This is a genomic window from Citrobacter sp. Cpo148 (genome assembly GCF_030332375.1).
GTDB classification, from domain to species: Bacteria; Pseudomonadota; Gammaproteobacteria; order Enterobacterales; family Enterobacteriaceae; genus Citrobacter; species Citrobacter portucalensis.
Window position 1 is genome coordinate 104,304 of the sequence record NZ_JAOWHY010000046.1, and the last position, 16,351, is coordinate 120,654.

Consider the following 16,351-nt stretch of genomic DNA (forward strand, 5'->3'; position numbering starts at 1 on the left):
GTGAAAAGCCCGCGATGAACAAAGAAATTTTGGCTGTTGTTGAAGCCGTATCCAACGAAAAAGCGCTGCCACGCGAGAAAATTTTTGAAGCGCTGGAAAGTGCGCTGGCTACAGCAACAAAGAAAAAATATGAGCAAGAGATCGACGTTCGCGTAGAAATCGATCGTAAAAGCGGTGATTTCGATACCTTCCGTCGTTGGGTAATCGTAGAAGAAGTTACTCAGCCGACCAAAGAAATTACGCTGGAAGCGGCACGCTTCGAAGACGAAAGTCTGAACGTGGGCGAATATGTTGAAGATCAGATTGAATCTGTCACCTTTGACCGTATCACCACCCAGACCGCGAAGCAGGTTATCGTACAGAAAGTACGTGAAGCTGAACGCGCAATGGTTGTTGATCAGTTCCGCGAACACGAAGGCGAAATCGTCACCGGTGTGGTGAAGAAAGTAAACCGCGACAACATTTCTCTGGATCTGGGCAGCAATGCTGAAGCTGTGATCCTGCGTGAAGACATGCTGCCGCGTGAAAACTTCCGCCCTGGTGACCGTATTCGTGGTGTTCTGTACTCAGTTCGCCCGGAAGCGCGCGGTGCACAGCTGTTCGTAACCCGTTCCAAGCCGGAAATGCTGATTGAGCTGTTCCGCATTGAAGTGCCGGAAATCGGCGAAGAAGTTATCGAAATTAAAGCGGCTGCTCGCGATCCGGGATCGCGCGCGAAAATCGCCGTTAAGACCAACGACAAGCGTATTGATCCGGTCGGCGCCTGTGTTGGTATGCGCGGTGCGCGCGTTCAGGCGGTTTCTACCGAACTGGGCGGCGAGCGTATCGATATCGTCCTGTGGGATGATAACCCGGCGCAGTTCGTGATTAACGCAATGGCGCCAGCAGACGTCGCTTCTATCGTGGTGGATGAAGACAAACACACCATGGATATCGCGGTTGAAGCCGGTAACCTGGCTCAGGCGATTGGACGTAATGGTCAGAACGTCCGCCTGGCTTCACAACTGAGCGGTTGGGAACTCAACGTGATGACCGTTGATGACCTGCAAGCGAAGCATCAGGCTGAAGCACATGCAGCCATCGATACCTTCACCAAATATCTCGATATCGATGAAGATTTCGCGACCGTTCTGGTGGAAGAAGGTTTTGCGACGCTGGAAGAACTGGCCTACGTGCCAATGAAAGAACTGCTGGAAATTGACGGCCTGGATGAACAGACCGTTGAAGCGCTGCGCGAGCGTGCTAAAAACGCACTGACCACTCTGGCACTGGCCCAGGAAGAAAGCCTCGGTGATAACAAACCGGCTGACGATCTGCTGAATCTGGAAGGATTGGATCGTGAGATGGCCTTCAAACTGGCGGCCCGTGGTGTTTGTACGCTGGAAGATCTCGCTGAGCAGGGCATTGATGATCTGGCTGATATCGAAGGGTTGACCGACGAAAAAGCCGGTGAGCTGATTATGGCTGCCCGTAATATTTGCTGGTTCGGCGACGAAGCGTAATAAACTGTAGCAGGAAGGAACAGTATGACAGATGTAACCGTAAAAACGCTGGCTGCAGAGATACAGACTTCCGTAGATCGCCTGGTACAGCAATTTGCTGATGCCGGTATCCCGAAGTCTGCTGACGACTCTGTGTCCGCACAAGAGAAACAAACCTTACTGGCGCATTTGAACCGTGAAAACGGCTCAGCGCCGGATAAGTTGACATTGCAGCGTAAAACGCGCAGTACTCTCAATATTCCAGGTACCGGTGGAAAAAGCAAATCGGTACAAATCGAAGTCCGCAAGACACGCACCTTTGTGAAACGCGATCCGCAAGAGGCTGAACGCCTTGCCGCGGAAGAGCAGGCGCAGCGTGAAGCGGAAGAGCAAGCCCGTCGTGAGGCAGAAGAAGCTGCCAAACGCGAGGCGCAACAAAAAGCCGAACGTGAGGCCGCAGAACAAGCTAAGCGTGAAGCCGCTGATAAAGCGAAACGTGAAGCTGCGGAAAAAGACAAAGTGAGCAATCAACAGACCGACGATATGACTAAAACCGCCCAGGCCGAAAAAGCCCGCCGTGAAAATGAAGCCGCAGAACTGAAGCGTAAAGCGGAAGAAGAAGCACGTCGCAAGCTTGAAGAAGAAGCGCGCCGCGTAGCGGAAGAAGCTCGCCGTATGGCGGAAGAAAACGAGAAAAATGGTGTGAATAACGCTGAACCTGTCGAAGACACCAGTGATTATCACGTCACCACCTCTCAGCATGCTCGCCAGGCTGAAGACGAGAACGATCGTGAAGTTGAAGGCGGTCGTGGTCGTACTCGCAGCACTAAAGCAGCGCGTCCGGCGAAGAAAGGTAACAAACACGCTGAATCTAAAGCTGACCGTGAAGAAGCACGTGCAGCGGTTCGCGGCGGTAAAGGCGGTAAGCAGCGTAAAGGTTCCGCTCTGCAGCAGGGCTTCCAGAAGCCAGCTCAGGCCGTTAACCGTGACGTTGTGATCGGCGAAACCATCACCGTTGGCGATCTGGCGAACAAGATGGCGGTCAAAGGCTCTCAGGTCATCAAAGCAATGATGAAACTGGGCGCAATGGCGACCATCAACCAGGTCATCGACCAGGAAACCGCACAGCTGGTTGCCGAAGAGATGGGCCACAAAGTTATCCTGCGTCGTGAAAACGAGCTGGAAGAAGCAGTAATGAGCGACCGTGACACCGGCGCTGCGGCTGAACCGCGCGCACCGGTAGTGACCATCATGGGTCACGTTGACCACGGTAAAACGTCTCTGCTGGACTACATTCGTTCAACGAAAGTGGCCTCTGGCGAAGCGGGCGGCATTACTCAGCACATCGGTGCGTACCACGTTGAAACTGACAACGGTATGATCACCTTCCTGGACACCCCGGGTCACGCCGCGTTTACCTCCATGCGTGCTCGTGGTGCTCAGGCAACGGATATCGTTGTTCTGGTTGTTGCAGCAGACGACGGCGTGATGCCGCAGACCATCGAAGCTATCCAGCACGCGAAAGCGGCAGGTGTGCCGGTGGTGGTTGCAGTCAACAAAATCGATAAACCAGAAGCAGATCCGGATCGCGTTAAAAACGAACTGTCCCAGTACGGCATCATGCCGGAAGAGTGGGGCGGCGAGAGCCAGTTCGTTCACGTTTCTGCGAAAGCCGGTACCGGTATCGACGAATTGCTGGATGCGATCCTGCTGCAGGCCGAAGTGCTGGAGCTGAAAGCTGTTCGTAAAGGTATGGCGAGCGGCGCGGTAATCGAATCCTTCCTGGATAAAGGTCGTGGTCCGGTTGCTACCGTCCTGGTACGCGAAGGTACGCTGCATAAAGGCGACATCGTACTGTGTGGCTTCGAATACGGCCGCGTTCGTGCGATGCGTAACGAACTGGGTCAGGAAGTACTGGAAGCGGGTCCGTCCATTCCGGTGGAAATCCTCGGTCTGTCCGGTGTTCCGGCTGCGGGGGACGAAGTTACTGTTGTTCGTGACGAGAAGAAAGCGCGTGAAGTTGCACTGTACCGTCAGGGCAAATTCCGTGAAGTTAAACTGGCTCGTCAGCAGAAATCTAAACTTGAGAACATGTTCGCCAACATGACCGAAGGCGAAGTTCACGAAGTGAACATCGTGCTGAAGGCTGACGTACAGGGTTCTGTAGAAGCGATTTCCGACTCTTTACTGAAACTGTCTACCGACGAAGTAAAAGTGAAGATCATCGGTTCTGGCGTAGGTGGTATCACCGAAACCGACGCGACCCTAGCTGCGGCATCCAACGCGATTCTGGTTGGCTTCAACGTACGTGCTGATGCCTCTGCACGTAAAGTTATCGAATCAGAAAGCCTGGATCTGCGTTACTACTCCGTCATCTATCATCTGATCGACGAAGTGAAAGCAGCGATGAGCGGCATGCTGTCTCCGGAACTGAAACAGCAGATCATTGGTCTGGCTGAAGTTCGTGATGTGTTCAAATCACCGAAATTCGGCGCTATCGCAGGCTGTATGGTTACCGAAGGCACGATTAAACGTCACAACCCAATCCGCGTACTGCGCGACAACGTGGTTATCTATGAAGGCGAGCTGGAATCCCTGCGCCGCTTCAAAGATGACGTCAACGAAGTCCGTAACGGTATGGAATGTGGTATCGGCGTTAAGAACTACAACGACGTTCGCGTTGGCGATATGATCGAAGTGTTCGAGATCATCGAGATCAAACGTACAATTGCTTAAGGTTGTTCGGGTGTAGGCCGGATAAGGCGTTTACGCCGACATCCGGCAATGTAATGCCTGATGGCGCTACGCTTATCAGGCCTACAGCCTAATCACCGAATTATTTTCAAAAGGGGCTGAATGCCCCTTTTTTGTCTGGAGAATTTATTATGGCGAAAGAATTTGGTCGCCCGCAGCGTGTCGCGCAGGAGATGCAGAAAGAAATCGCACTCATCCTGCAACGCGAAATCAAAGACCCGCGTGTTGGCATGATGACCACCGTATCGGGTGTTGAGATGTCCCGTGATCTGGCATATGCCAAAGTATTCGTGACTTTCCTCAACGATCAGGACGAAGCTGCCGTGAAAAACGGCATTAAGGCACTGCAGGAAGCCTCTGGTTTTATCCGCTCTCTGCTGGGTAAAGCAATGCGTCTGCGTATCGTGCCTGAGCTGACCTTCTTCTACGACAACTCGTTGGTTGAAGGGATGCGCATGTCCAACCTGGTGACCAGCGTGGTGAAACATGACGATGAGCGTCGTGTGAACCCAGCGGACGACAGCAAGGAGGACTGATGAGTCGTCCTCGTCGTCGTGGTCGCGATATTCACGGTGTCCTGCTGCTGGATAAGCCGCAGGGCATGTCCAGCAATGACGTGCTGCAAAAAGTAAAGCGCATCTACAATGCCAACCGCGCGGGACATACCGGCGCGTTGGATCCGCTGGCGACAGGTATGCTGCCTATCTGCCTTGGTGAAGCGACAAAGTTTTCACAGTATTTGCTGGATTCTGACAAACGCTATCGCGTGGTTGCCCGTCTGGGCCAGCGTACTGACACTTCCGATGCCGATGGGCAGATCGTGCAGGAGCGTCCGGTAACCTTCACCGCAGAACAACTGGCGAGTGCGCTGGAGACTTTCCGCGGCGATATCGAGCAGATTCCGTCGATGTATTCGGCGCTGAAGTATCAGGGTAAGAAGCTGTACGAATATGCGCGTCAGGGCATTGAAGTGCCGCGTGAAGCGCGCCCGATTACCGTCTATGAGCTGCTGTTTATCCGTCACGAGGGTAACGAACTGGAGCTGGAAGTTCACTGCTCCAAAGGCACCTATATTCGTACCATCGTTGACGATCTCGGTGAGAAGCTGGGCTGCGGCGCGCACGTAACGTATCTGCGTCGTCTGACGGTCAGCAAGTATCCGGTGGATCGTATGGTCACACTGGAACACCTGCGTGAGCTGGTTGAACAGGCAGAACAGCAGAACATTCCGGCGGCTCAGTTGCTTGATCCTTTGCTGATGCCAATGGACAGTCCGGCATCGGACTATCCTTTTGTTAATTTGCCTTTAACATCGTCGGTTTACTTTAAAAATGGTAATCCGGTACGGACGACAGGCGCCCCGCTGGAAGGGCTGGTACGCGTGACGGAAGGCGATGACGGCAAGTTTATTGGCATGGGGGAGATGGACGATGAAGGTCGTGTCGCCCCCCGCCGCCTGGTGGTTGAGTATCCTGCATAGTGCTCTCTGTCTTGCGATAAAAGGGCGCTGCGAGTAGAATACTGCCGCTTAACGTCGCGTGAATTGTTTAACAATCTGCGTGGCGTATACACAAAATCATTCGAGCTGCATCAAGGCGGCAAGTCTGAGGATCCTCAGGAGATTACTTAGGTAAGTGACTGAGGTGAGCGGACGCAGCCAACGCAGAGCCAGTTTGAAGGATAAAGTGTATACACTGGGATAGCTGAATTAGAGATCGGCATCCTTTCATTCTTATCACTTTGGAGTTTTAAAATGTCTCTAAGTACTGAAGCTACCGCTAAAATCGTTTCTGAGTTTGGTCGTGATGCAAATGACACCGGTTCTACCGATGTTCAGGTTGCTCTGTTGACTGCACAGATTAACCACCTGCAGGGCCACTTTGCAGAGCACAAAAAAGATCACCACAGCCGTCGTGGTCTGCTGCGCATGGTTTCTCAGCGTCGTAAACTGCTCGACTACCTGAAACGTAAAGATGTTGCACGTTACACCGCGCTGATCGAGCGTCTGGGCCTGCGTCGCTAATTCTTTCGAGTTTCAGAAAGAGGGGGCCTTCATGGCCCCTTTTTTCCAGCAGATGGCAGCAATTCGCTGGAAACTAATGTATTGTTGCTATGAATGATCTTCCGTTGCAGAGGTTCGCGCGGCTAATGAGAGGCTTTACTCATGCTTATGGGTTAGGGTTGTCATTAGTCGCGAGGATGCGCAGAAGATCGGGTATTAACGATGGCGCAAAAATGTGCCGTCAAAAAATAGAGAAAGGATATTATTTTGCTTAATCCGATCGTTCGTAAATTCCAGTACGGTCAGCATACCGTTACGCTGGAAACCGGCATGATGGCGCGTCAGGCGACTGCCGCTGTTATGGTTAGCATGGATGACACCGCGGTATTCGTTACCGTTGTTGGCCAGAAAAAAGCGAAACCAGGCCAGGACTTTTTCCCGCTGACCGTTAACTATCAGGAGCGTACCTACGCTGCTGGCCGTATCCCGGGTAGCTTCTTCCGTCGTGAAGGCCGTCCGAGCGAAGGCGAAACCCTGATCGCGCGTCTGATTGACCGCCCGGTTCGCCCGCTGTTCCCGGAAGGCTTCGTTAACGAAGTTCAGGTTATCGCGACGGTTGTTTCCGTTAACCCGCAGGTTAACCCGGACATCGTGGCAATGATTGGTGCATCTGCTGCGCTGACTCTGTCTGGTATCCCATTCAACGGCCCGATCGGTGCTGCACGTGTTGGTTACATCAATGACCAGTACGTACTGAACCCGACTCAGGACGAACTGAAAGAAAGCAAGCTGGACCTGGTTGTTGCAGGTACTGAAGCAGCCGTACTGATGGTTGAATCCGAAGCTGAACTGCTGAGCGAAGATCAGATGCTGGGCGCTGTTGTGTTCGGTCACGAACAGCAGCAGGTTGTGATTCAGGCGATCAACGAGCTGGCGAAAGAAGCTGGCAAACCGCGTTGGGACTGGCAGCCAGAAGCCGTCAACGAAGCGCTGAACGCACGCGTTGCCACACTGGCAGAAGCTCGCCTGAGCGATGCTTACCGTATCACTGACAAACAAGAGCGTTATGCTCAGGTTGACGTGATCAAATCTGAAACCATCGCGACTCTGGTGGCTGAAGACGAAACCCTGGACGCTAACGAACTGGGTGAAATCCTGCACGCTATCGAGAAAAACGTTGTTCGTAGCCGCGTACTGGCAGGCGAGCCGCGCATCGATGGCCGTGAAAAAGACATGATCCGTGGCCTGGACGTGCGTACTGGCGTTCTGCCTCGTACCCACGGTTCCGCACTGTTCACCCGTGGCGAAACTCAGGCGCTGGTTACTGCGACCCTGGGCACCACTCGTGATGCGCAGAACCTCGACGAACTGATGGGCGAGCGTACTGACAACTTCCTGTTCCACTACAACTTCCCTCCGTACTGCGTAGGTGAAACCGGTATGGTCGGTTCTCCGAAGCGTCGTGAGATTGGTCACGGCCGTCTGGCGAAGCGTGGCGTACTGGCAGTAATGCCGGAACTGGATAAATTCCCGTACACCGTACGTGTGGTTTCTGAAATCACCGAATCTAACGGTTCTTCTTCCATGGCTTCCGTATGTGGTGCTTCCCTGGCGCTGATGGACGCAGGCGTGCCGATCAAAGCAGCCGTTGCGGGTATCGCGATGGGTCTGGTGAAAGAAGGCGACAACTTTGTTGTTCTGTCTGACATCCTGGGCGACGAAGACCACCTGGGCGATATGGACTTCAAAGTGGCGGGTTCCCGCGACGGTATCTCTGCACTGCAGATGGATATCAAAATTGAAGGTATCACCAAAGAGATCATGCAGGTTGCTCTGAACCAGGCTAAAGGTGCGCGTCTGCACATCCTGGGTGTGATGGAACAAGCGATCAACGCTCCGCGTGGCGATATTTCTCAGTTCGCTCCGCGTATCCACACTATCAAGATCAGCCCGGACAAGATCAAAGACGTTATCGGTAAAGGCGGTTCTGTTATCCGTGCTCTGACCGAAGAAACCGGCACCACCATTGAAATCGAAGATGATGGTACCGTGAAGATTGCTGCGACCGACGGTGAGAAAGCGAAATATGCTATCCGTCGTATCGAAGAGATCACCGCAGAGATCGAAGTAGGCCGTATCTACAATGGTAAAGTGACCCGTATCGTTGACTTTGGCGCATTCGTTGCCATCGGTGGCGGTAAAGAAGGTCTGGTACACATCTCTCAGATCGCTGACAAGCGCGTTGAGAAAGTGACCGACTACCTGCAGATGGGCCAGGAAGTACCGGTCAAAGTTCTGGAAGTTGATCGCCAGGGCCGTGTACGTCTGAGCATTAAAGAAGCAACTGAGCAGTCTCAGCCTGCAGGCGAACCGGAAGCTCCGGCAAGCCAGGGCGAGTAAGGTTGCCATTGCCCTCCGTGAAAGCGGAGGGCCTTTAACCCGGCAGGATGCCTTGTTAGCAACCGGGGAACTTGGACGTTCATTCAATCGTTGTCTTCGGGAGTGGGAAATGAAGCCTTTTTTGCGCTGGTGTTTCGTTGCGACAGCACTCACGCTGGCTGGATGCAGTAATTCCGCCTGGCGAAAGAGTGAAGTCCTCGCAGTACCATTGCAACCGACTTTGCAGCAGGAAGTGATTCTGGCACGTATGGAACAAATTCTTGCCAGTCGGGCTTTAACCGATGACGAACGCGCACAGCTTTTATATGAGCGCGGAGTGTTGTATGATAGTCTCGGTCTGAGGGCATTGGCGCGAAATGATTTTTCACAAGCGCTGGCAATCCGACCAGATATGCCTGAAGTATTCAATTACTTAGGTATATATTTAACGCAGGCAGGCAATTTTGATGCTGCCTATGAAGCGTTTGATTCTGTACTTGAGCTTGATCCAACTTACAACTACGCGCACTTAAATCGCGGTATCGCATTGTATTACGGCGGTCGCGACAAGTTAGCGCAAGATGATCTGCTAGCGTTTTATCAAGACGATCCCAATGATCCTTTCCGTAGTCTGTGGCTTTATCTTGCCGAGCAGAAGCTCGATGAGAAGCAGGCTAAAGAAGCGTTGAAGCAACGCTTTGAGAAATCGGATAAAGAGCAATGGGGATGGAACATTGTCGAGTTCTACCTGGGCAACATTAGCGAAGCAACGCTGATGGAACGCCTGAAGGCGGACGCAACGGATAACACCTCGCTCGCTGAGCATCTCAGTGAAACCAACTTCTATTTAGGTAAGTACTACCTAAGTCTGGGGGATTTGGACAACGCTACGGCATTGTTCAAACTGGCGGTGGCTAACAACGTTCATAACTTTGTTGAGCACCGATACGCATTGTTGGAATTATCGCTCCTGGGCCAGGACCAAGATGACCTGGCAGAATCGGACCAGCAATAGCTGACGTACACATCAGCCCGTAATCTTTTTTGATTGCCATCACCTTCACGGGTGAGGGCGTTGTTGTTCGTTAATACACCTACTTTGAGCCGGTTCACACTTTTCAATGAAAATTGCAGATCAATTTCATGATGAGTTATGTAGACTGGCCGCCATTAATTTTGAGGCACACGTACTACATGGCTGAATTCGAAACCACTTTTGCAGATCTGGGCCTGAAGGCTCCTATCCTTGAAGCCCTTAACGATCTGGGTTACGAAAAACCATCTCCAATCCAGGCAGAGTGCATTCCGCATCTGCTGGGCGGCCGCGATGTTCTGGGTATGGCCCAGACAGGTAGCGGCAAAACCGCAGCGTTCTCTTTACCGCTGCTCAACAATCTTGATCCTGAGCTGAAGGCACCTCAGATTCTGGTGCTGGCACCGACCCGCGAACTGGCGGTTCAGGTAGCAGAAGCCATGACGGATTTCTCTAAACATATGCGCGGCGTGAACGTGGTTGCCCTGTACGGCGGCCAGCGTTATGACGTGCAATTACGTGCCCTGCGTCAGGGGCCACAGATCGTCGTCGGTACGCCGGGTCGTCTGCTGGATCACCTGAAGCGTGGTACTCTGGACCTCTCCAAACTGAGCGGTCTAGTACTGGACGAAGCTGACGAAATGCTGCGTATGGGCTTCATCGAAGACGTTGAAACCATCATGGCACAGATCCCGGAAGGTCATCAGACCGCTCTGTTCTCTGCAACCATGCCGGAAGCGATTCGTCGTATTACCCGCCGCTTTATGAAAGAGCCGCAGGAAGTACGTATTCAGTCCAGCGTAACTACCCGTCCTGACATCAGCCAGAGCTACTGGACTGTGTGGGGCATGCGTAAAAATGAAGCGCTGGTGCGTTTCCTGGAAGCAGAAGACTTTGATGCGGCGATTATCTTCGTACGTACCAAAAATGCGACCCTGGAAGTAGCAGAAGCGCTGGAGCGTAGCGGTTATAGCAGCGCTGCACTGAACGGCGACATGAACCAGTCCCTGCGTGAGCAGACTCTGGAGCGTCTGAAAGATGGCCGTCTGGATATTCTGATTGCAACCGACGTTGCGGCCCGTGGCCTGGACGTTGAGCGTATCAGCCTGGTTGTTAACTACGACATCCCGATGGATTCCGAGTCTTACGTTCACCGTATTGGCCGTACCGGTCGTGCGGGTCGTGCGGGTCGTGCGCTGCTGTTCGTTGAGAACCGCGAGCGTCGTCTGCTGCGTAACATCGAACGCACCATGAAGCTGACTATTCCGGAAGTAGAACTGCCGAACGCAGATCTGCTGGGCAAACGCCGTCTGGAAAAATTCGCTGCTAAAGTTCAGCAGCAGCTGGAAAGTAGCGATCTGGATCAGTACCGTGCTCTGCTGGCGAAAATGCAGCCGGAAGAAGAGCTGGATATCGAAACGCTGGCAGCTGCACTGCTGAAAATGGCTCAGGGCGAACGTCCTCTGATCCTGCCGCCAGATGCGCCGATGCGTCCGAAACGCGAATTCCGCGACCGTGATGACCGTGGTCCGCGCGACCGCAACGATCGTGGCCCTCGTGACCGTAATGACCGTGGTGGTGAAGACCGTCCGCGTCGTGAACGTCGTGATGTTGGTGACATGCAGCTGTACCGCATTGAAGTGGGCCGTGATGACGGTGTTGAAGTTCGTCATATCGTTGGTGCGATTGCTAACGAAGGTGATATCAGCAGCCGTTACATCGGTAACATCAAGCTGTTTGCTTCCCACTCCACCATCGAACTGCCGAAAGGTATGCCGGGCGACGTGCTGCAGCACTTTACCCGTACTCGCATCCTGAACAAGCCGATGAACATGCAGCTGGTTGGCGATGCGGTTCCGCACACCGGTGGTGAGCGTCGTGGCGGTGGTCGTTTCAGCGGTGAGCGTCGTGAAGGCGGTCGCGGTGAAGGTCGTAACTTTAGCGGTGAACGTCGTGAAGGCGGTCGTGGTGATGGTCGTCGTTTCAGCGGCGAACGTCGTGAAGGCAACCGTGGTCCGCGTCGTGACGATTCTTCTGCTCCGCGTCGTGATGACTCTGCTGGTCGTCGTCGTTTCGGCGGTGATGCATAAGCCTTTTAGCTTTATAGCTGTAAAGTAAAATATACGGCCCCGATCTCAACAATCGGGGCTTTTTTTATTTCAATTGTACTCGCGTACTGGTACAGTGCAGCACATTGAGATGTAGTCACAATATAAATGACTGGAGAGATGGCTAAATGGCAACACTAACCACCACCCAAACGTCACCTTCGCTGCTCGGCGGCGTGGTGATCATCGGCGGCACCATAATTGGCGCGGGGATGTTTTCTCTGCCAGTGGTCATGTCCGGGGCGTGGTTCTTCTGGTCAATGGCAGCGCTGATCTTCACCTGGTTCTGCATGCTGCACTCCGGGCTGATGATCCTTGAAGCTAACCTCAATTACCGCATTGGCTCCAGTTTCGACACCATCACGAAAGATCTGCTGGGCAAAGGCTGGAACGTGGCGAACGGCATCTCGATTGCTTTCGTTCTCTATATTCTGACCTACGCGTATATCTCGGCGAGCGGTTCGATCCTGCACCACACCTTCTCCGAGATGTCGTTGAACGTTCCGGCGCGTGCGGCAGGTCTTGGCTTTGCGTTACTGGTGGCGTTTGTGGTGTGGTTAAGTACCAAAGCGGTGAGCCGCATGACGGCGATTGTGCTGGGCGCAAAGGTGATTACCTTTTTCCTGACCTTCGGCAGCTTATTGGGACACGTTCAGCCCACAACGTTGTTTAACGTGGCGGAAAGCAATGCTTCGTATACGCCGTACCTGCTGATGACGCTGCCGTTCTGTCTGGCCTCATTCGGCTATCACGGCAACGTCCCGAGCCTGATGAAGTACTACGGCAAAGATCCGAAGACCATCGTTAAGTGTCTGGTGTACGGCACGCTGCTGGCGCTGGTGCTGTATACCGTGTGGTTGCTGGGGACGATGGGTAATATTCCGCGTCCGGAGTTTATCGGTATTGCGCAGCAGGGCGGTAACATTGATGTGCTGGTACAGGCGCTGAGCGGTGTACTAAACAGCCGCAGTCTGGATCTGCTGCTGGTGGTGTTCTCCAACTTTGCGGTGGCGAGTTCATTCCTCGGCGTTACGCTCGGTCTGTTTGACTATCTGGCGGATCTGTTTGGCTTTGATGACTCGGCAATGGGACGTTTCAAAACGGCATTGCTGACGTTTGTCCCACCAATTATCGGTGGCTTGCTGTGGCCGAACGGTTTCCTGTACGCCATTGGCTATGCAGGACTCGCGGCAACCATCTGGGCCGCCATTGTTCCGGCGCTGCTGGCACGTAAATCCCGCGAGCGTTTCGGTAGCCCGAAATTCCGTGTCTGGGGCGGTAAGCCGATGATTGCGCTGATCCTGGTATTCGGTATCGGCAACGCGGTTATCCATATTCTCTCGAGCGTGAATCTGTTGCCTGTATACCAGTAAAACAATTGCCCGGTGGCGCTACGCTTACCGGGCCTACAGAGATTGAGTAGGCCGGATAAGGCGCAGCCGCCATCCGGCACAAATAGTACTACCCCAATAATTCCTGCTTCACATCCATCGCCAAATCAAACGAATGTAGACGTGCCTGATGATCAAAAATCTGGCCGTTAACCATAATCTCATCAGCCTGGGTTTCACGCAAAATGGCGTCGAGACCATGCCGCACTTTTGCCTTATCACCGACCAGCGACATGCTTAGCGCCTGTTGTACGCCGTACTGCTCAGAAGCGGACCACAGCTGATGCATATTCTCTACCGGCGGCGGTAGCTGGCCGGTTTCGCCACGACGCAGCTTCATAAATGCCTGCTGCATGGAGGTGAAAAGAAACTCGGCGTCGCGATTGCTGTCGGCGGCAATAATGTTGATGCACACCATCGCATACGGTTTTGCCAGCCGCGCCGAGGGTTTGAATTGGGTGCGATACAAATGCAGCGCCTGATGCAGCATATCCGGGGCAAAGTGCGAGGCGAAGGCAAACGGCAGACCAAGCTGGGCCGCCAGTTGTGCGCTGTACAGGCTAGAGCCTAATAACCAGACCGGGATCTGCTCGCCGTAGCCGGGAACCGGGCGTACATGGGGATTAGGATCGCGGGCGTCGAACCAGTCCACCAGTTCAGCGACGTCGCGTGGGAAGTTATCGATATCACCGCTCATATGACGGCGCAGTGCGCGCATGGTTGGTTGATCGCTGCCCGGTGCGCGACCAAGCCCGAGATCGATTCGTCCCGGATACAGCGTATTCAGGGTACCGAACTGCTCGGCGATCACCAGCGGCGAATGGTTAGGCAACATCACGCCGCCAGACCCGAGATGCAGCGTGGTGGTATTGGCAGCCAGATAACCAATCAGCACTGAGGTTGCTGCGCTGGCGATGCCGGTCATGTTGTGATGTTCCGCCAGCCAGTAGCGGTGGTAGCCGCGTTTTTCGGCCAGTTGAGCGAGATCAAGCGAGTGTGTGAAGGCCTCTTTTGCCGAGGATCCTTCAGGGATCGGCGCCAGATCCAGCACCGAGAACGGAATAGTTTTGTCAGTCATAACGGCTCACTTTGTTACCGGTTAATCTTTTAATACTGCATTAAAGATTAGCGAATGTTGTTAACAAAGTGAGCTTTATACGGCGGGCACCGAATATAACATGCCCGATGGCGCTGCGCTTATCGGGCCTACGGGATCGCTATTTGTAGGCCCGATAAGGCATTTATGCCGCATCCGGCTAGGCCTGCAGCTCCAGTCCAGCCAGTCGCTTCCAGTAGCCGTTACAGTCACTGTGGGCGGCAAGCGGTAATGGGGCACTGCCATTTTCATTGGCGCGGAAGGCATCGAGCATGGCGAATGTTTCAGTGCCTGAAGGGGACAGACGCACAATATCAACCAGCCCCTGCATCGATGTCAGTTCGTTGCCGAGGTTGTAAACATAACCGCTCATGGTCTGGATCCCGTTGAGGACAAAGACCTGCTGATTCTCCTGCGACAGCACATCGCGCCCGTTCGGATATTTGATGCAGCAGGTTTTACACTCGTCTTTTGGACGGTCTTCAGAGCGCGCGGTAAAGCAGCGGGCAGAGTACGCCAGCGGCAGATGCCCGTAGCTCAGCACCTCAACTTCAAACTGATTGCGAATACCCAGCTCATCACACTGGTTGAGCAGGTTTGCCAGCCAGTCGCGGGAAAGCTCTACCGGCATACACCAGCGCACCATGCCTTGTTTGAGCAGGATACGCAGGGTAACCGCGTTGTAGCAGTTGAGCGCATGCCCGGCGACAAACGGCAGCTTACGCTCGGCGCACATGTTTACTACGCCGAGATCGCTGGCTTCCAGCAGGAAGTCACCGTTTTCGACATAGCGCTTCAGCTCTCCCAGTTCAGAAGAGGCCTGCACCAGCGCCAGTGTTGACAGCACAACCTGTTTACCGCTGCCAGCGAGCGATTTCGCCATATCGAGCCAGTCGCCCACTTTGGTGGCGCGGCGTTTACTGCATACCGCTTCACCAAGATAGATAACGTCGGCCTGGCTTACGGCAGCCTGCTGATAAAAATCTTCCAGCGTTTCTTTCGGCCAGTACCACAGCACCGGCCCTAAGGAATATTTCATTGCTTCTCTCACTGCCATTTACGGTGATACGCGCCAAGCGTGGTCTGCGTGCCTTCGGACATAGAACCGAGCGTTTCCATCCACGCGGCCTGCGGGACGTAGTTTTGCGGGTCGGTCATACAGCGGTCGATCGCCTGACGCCACACTTTCGCCACCTGACTGACATAGGCCGGGCTGCGCTGACGACCTTCGATTTTCACCGAGGCAATATTGGCTGCCAGTAGTTCCGGCAGCAGCTCCAGCGTGTTCAGGCTGGTGGGTTCTTCCAGCGCATGATAACGCTCGCCGTCAACCAGATAGCGGCCTTTGCATAGCGTCGGATAACCGGCGTTTTCCCCGTCCTGATAGCGGTCGATCAGCACTTCATTAAGACGGGATTCCAGCCCTTGTTGGGTCTGTTGCCAGCGGACAAAACGGGCAGGCGAGCAGGCACCAACCGTGTTAGGAGACTCACCCGTCAGATAGGACGAAAGATAGCAACGGCCTTCCGCCATAATGCACAGGCTACCGAAGGCGAACACTTCCAGGGGAACTGGCGTGACGCGAGCGAGCTGCTTCACCTGATGAATAGACAGCACGCGCGGCAGCACCACGCGGGCGACGTCAAAATTGCGATGATAGAAATTAATTGCCTCTTCATTGGTTGCAGATGCCTGAACAGAGACATGGCGCTCAATATGCGGGTAGCACTCTGCGGCATACTCAAGCATGGCGAGGTCGGCAAGGATCAGCGCATCTGCACCGAGTTGCGCTGCCATATCAACGGCACGTTGCCAGCGCGCGTAACCATCCGGGTGCGCAAAAGTGTTAATCGCAATGTGCAGCTTACGGCGGTGCTGATGGACAAAACTCACCGCTTCCTGCAATTTTTTCTCGGTAAAATTAAGGCCGGCGAAATGACGGGCGTTGGTATCATCTTTCAGCCCGATGTAGACAGCATCAGCGCCGTTCTCGATGGCCGCCTTAAGCGCCGGTAGGTTTCCGGCAGGGCAGAGCAGCTCCATAATTTATCCTGAACGTTGCGCCGTGATGGGCGCAGAAATGTTAACGAATGGGGATTTTAGTTAA

General features: G+C 53.8%; 13 protein-coding genes. 10 read left to right on the forward strand and 3 right to left on the reverse strand.

Translation table 11 applies throughout. The features are described 5' to 3' along the window. Positions 1-14: 14 nt before the first annotated feature. The 10 genes from nusA (at position 15) to mtr (ending at position 13,130) form a co-directional block, all read left to right on the forward strand. A complete protein-coding gene (gene nusA, locus OGY10_RS15395; protein WP_003024992.1) occupies positions 15-1,502 on the forward strand; it encodes a transcription termination factor NusA in 1,488 nt (495 codons plus the stop codon). Between the two features lie 24 nt (positions 1,503-1,526). Further along, positions 1,527-4,217: a translation initiation factor IF-2 gene (gene infB / locus OGY10_RS15400; protein ID WP_040234125.1), complete on the forward strand. Its 2,691-nt coding sequence runs from the start codon at positions 1,527-1,529 to the stop codon at positions 4,215-4,217. A 149-nt stretch (positions 4,218-4,366) separates the two neighbouring features. Continuing rightward, on the forward strand, positions 4,367-4,771 hold the full coding sequence (gene rbfA, locus OGY10_RS15405; RefSeq protein ID WP_003024988.1) for a 30S ribosome-binding factor RbfA: 405 nt from the start codon (positions 4,367-4,369) through the stop codon (positions 4,769-4,771). Further along, positions 4,771-5,715, forward strand: coding sequence for a tRNA pseudouridine(55) synthase TruB (truB, locus tag OGY10_RS15410; RefSeq protein WP_286576977.1), 945 nt, complete (start codon positions 4,771-4,773; stop codon positions 5,713-5,715). Before rbfA ends, truB begins: the two co-directional genes overlap by 1 nt. Before the next feature lie 273 nt (positions 5,716-5,988). Further along, the gene (gene rpsO / locus OGY10_RS15415; RefSeq protein ID WP_000059465.1) at positions 5,989-6,258 is read left to right on the forward strand and encodes a 30S ribosomal protein S15; all 270 of its coding nucleotides are present in this window, start codon (positions 5,989-5,991) and stop codon (positions 6,256-6,258) included. Positions 6,259-6,504: 246 nt separating this feature from the next. Continuing rightward, positions 6,505-8,637, forward strand: a complete 2,133-nt coding sequence (pnp, locus tag OGY10_RS15420; protein WP_286576978.1) for a polyribonucleotide nucleotidyltransferase — start codon at positions 6,505-6,507, stop codon at positions 8,635-8,637. A gap of 109 nt (positions 8,638-8,746) precedes the next feature. Then, the gene (nlpI, locus tag OGY10_RS15425) at positions 8,747-9,631 is read left to right on the forward strand and encodes a lipoprotein NlpI (protein ID WP_003024982.1); all 885 of its coding nucleotides are present in this window, start codon (positions 8,747-8,749) and stop codon (positions 9,629-9,631) included. Between the two features lie 106 nt (positions 9,632-9,737). Further along, positions 9,738-9,818: a protein YrbN gene (gene yrbN, locus OGY10_RS15430; protein WP_010723222.1), complete on the forward strand. Its 81-nt coding sequence runs from the start codon at positions 9,738-9,740 to the stop codon at positions 9,816-9,818. After that, complete coding sequence (locus tag OGY10_RS15435; RefSeq protein WP_003828643.1) at positions 9,811-11,739, forward strand: DEAD/DEAH family ATP-dependent RNA helicase; 1,929 nt, start codon at positions 9,811-9,813, stop codon at positions 11,737-11,739. The genes yrbN and OGY10_RS15435 overlap by 8 nt, the downstream gene beginning before the upstream one ends. Positions 11,740-11,885: 146 nt before the next feature. Then, on the forward strand, positions 11,886-13,130 hold the full coding sequence (gene mtr / locus OGY10_RS15440; protein WP_286576979.1) for a tryptophan permease: 1,245 nt from the start codon (positions 11,886-11,888) through the stop codon (positions 13,128-13,130). 88 nt (positions 13,131-13,218) lie between these two features. Here mtr and OGY10_RS15445 read toward each other — a convergent pair whose 3' ends face one another. The 3 genes from OGY10_RS15445 to ubiU form a co-directional block, all read right to left on the reverse strand. Next, positions 13,219-14,226, reverse strand: coding sequence for a luciferase-like monooxygenase (locus tag OGY10_RS15445; RefSeq protein WP_060683136.1), 1,008 nt, complete (start codon positions 14,224-14,226; stop codon positions 13,219-13,221). Positions 14,227-14,404: 178 nt separating this feature from the next. Further along, entirely contained in the window at positions 14,405-15,283 is an 879-nt protein-coding gene (locus tag OGY10_RS15450) for a U32 family peptidase (RefSeq protein ID WP_502873680.1), read from the reverse strand. 8 nt (positions 15,284-15,291) lie between these two features. After that, entirely contained in the window at positions 15,292-16,287 is a 996-nt protein-coding gene (ubiU, locus tag OGY10_RS15455; protein WP_286576983.1) for a ubiquinone anaerobic biosynthesis protein UbiU, read from the reverse strand. Positions 16,288-16,351 lie beyond the last annotated feature (64 nt).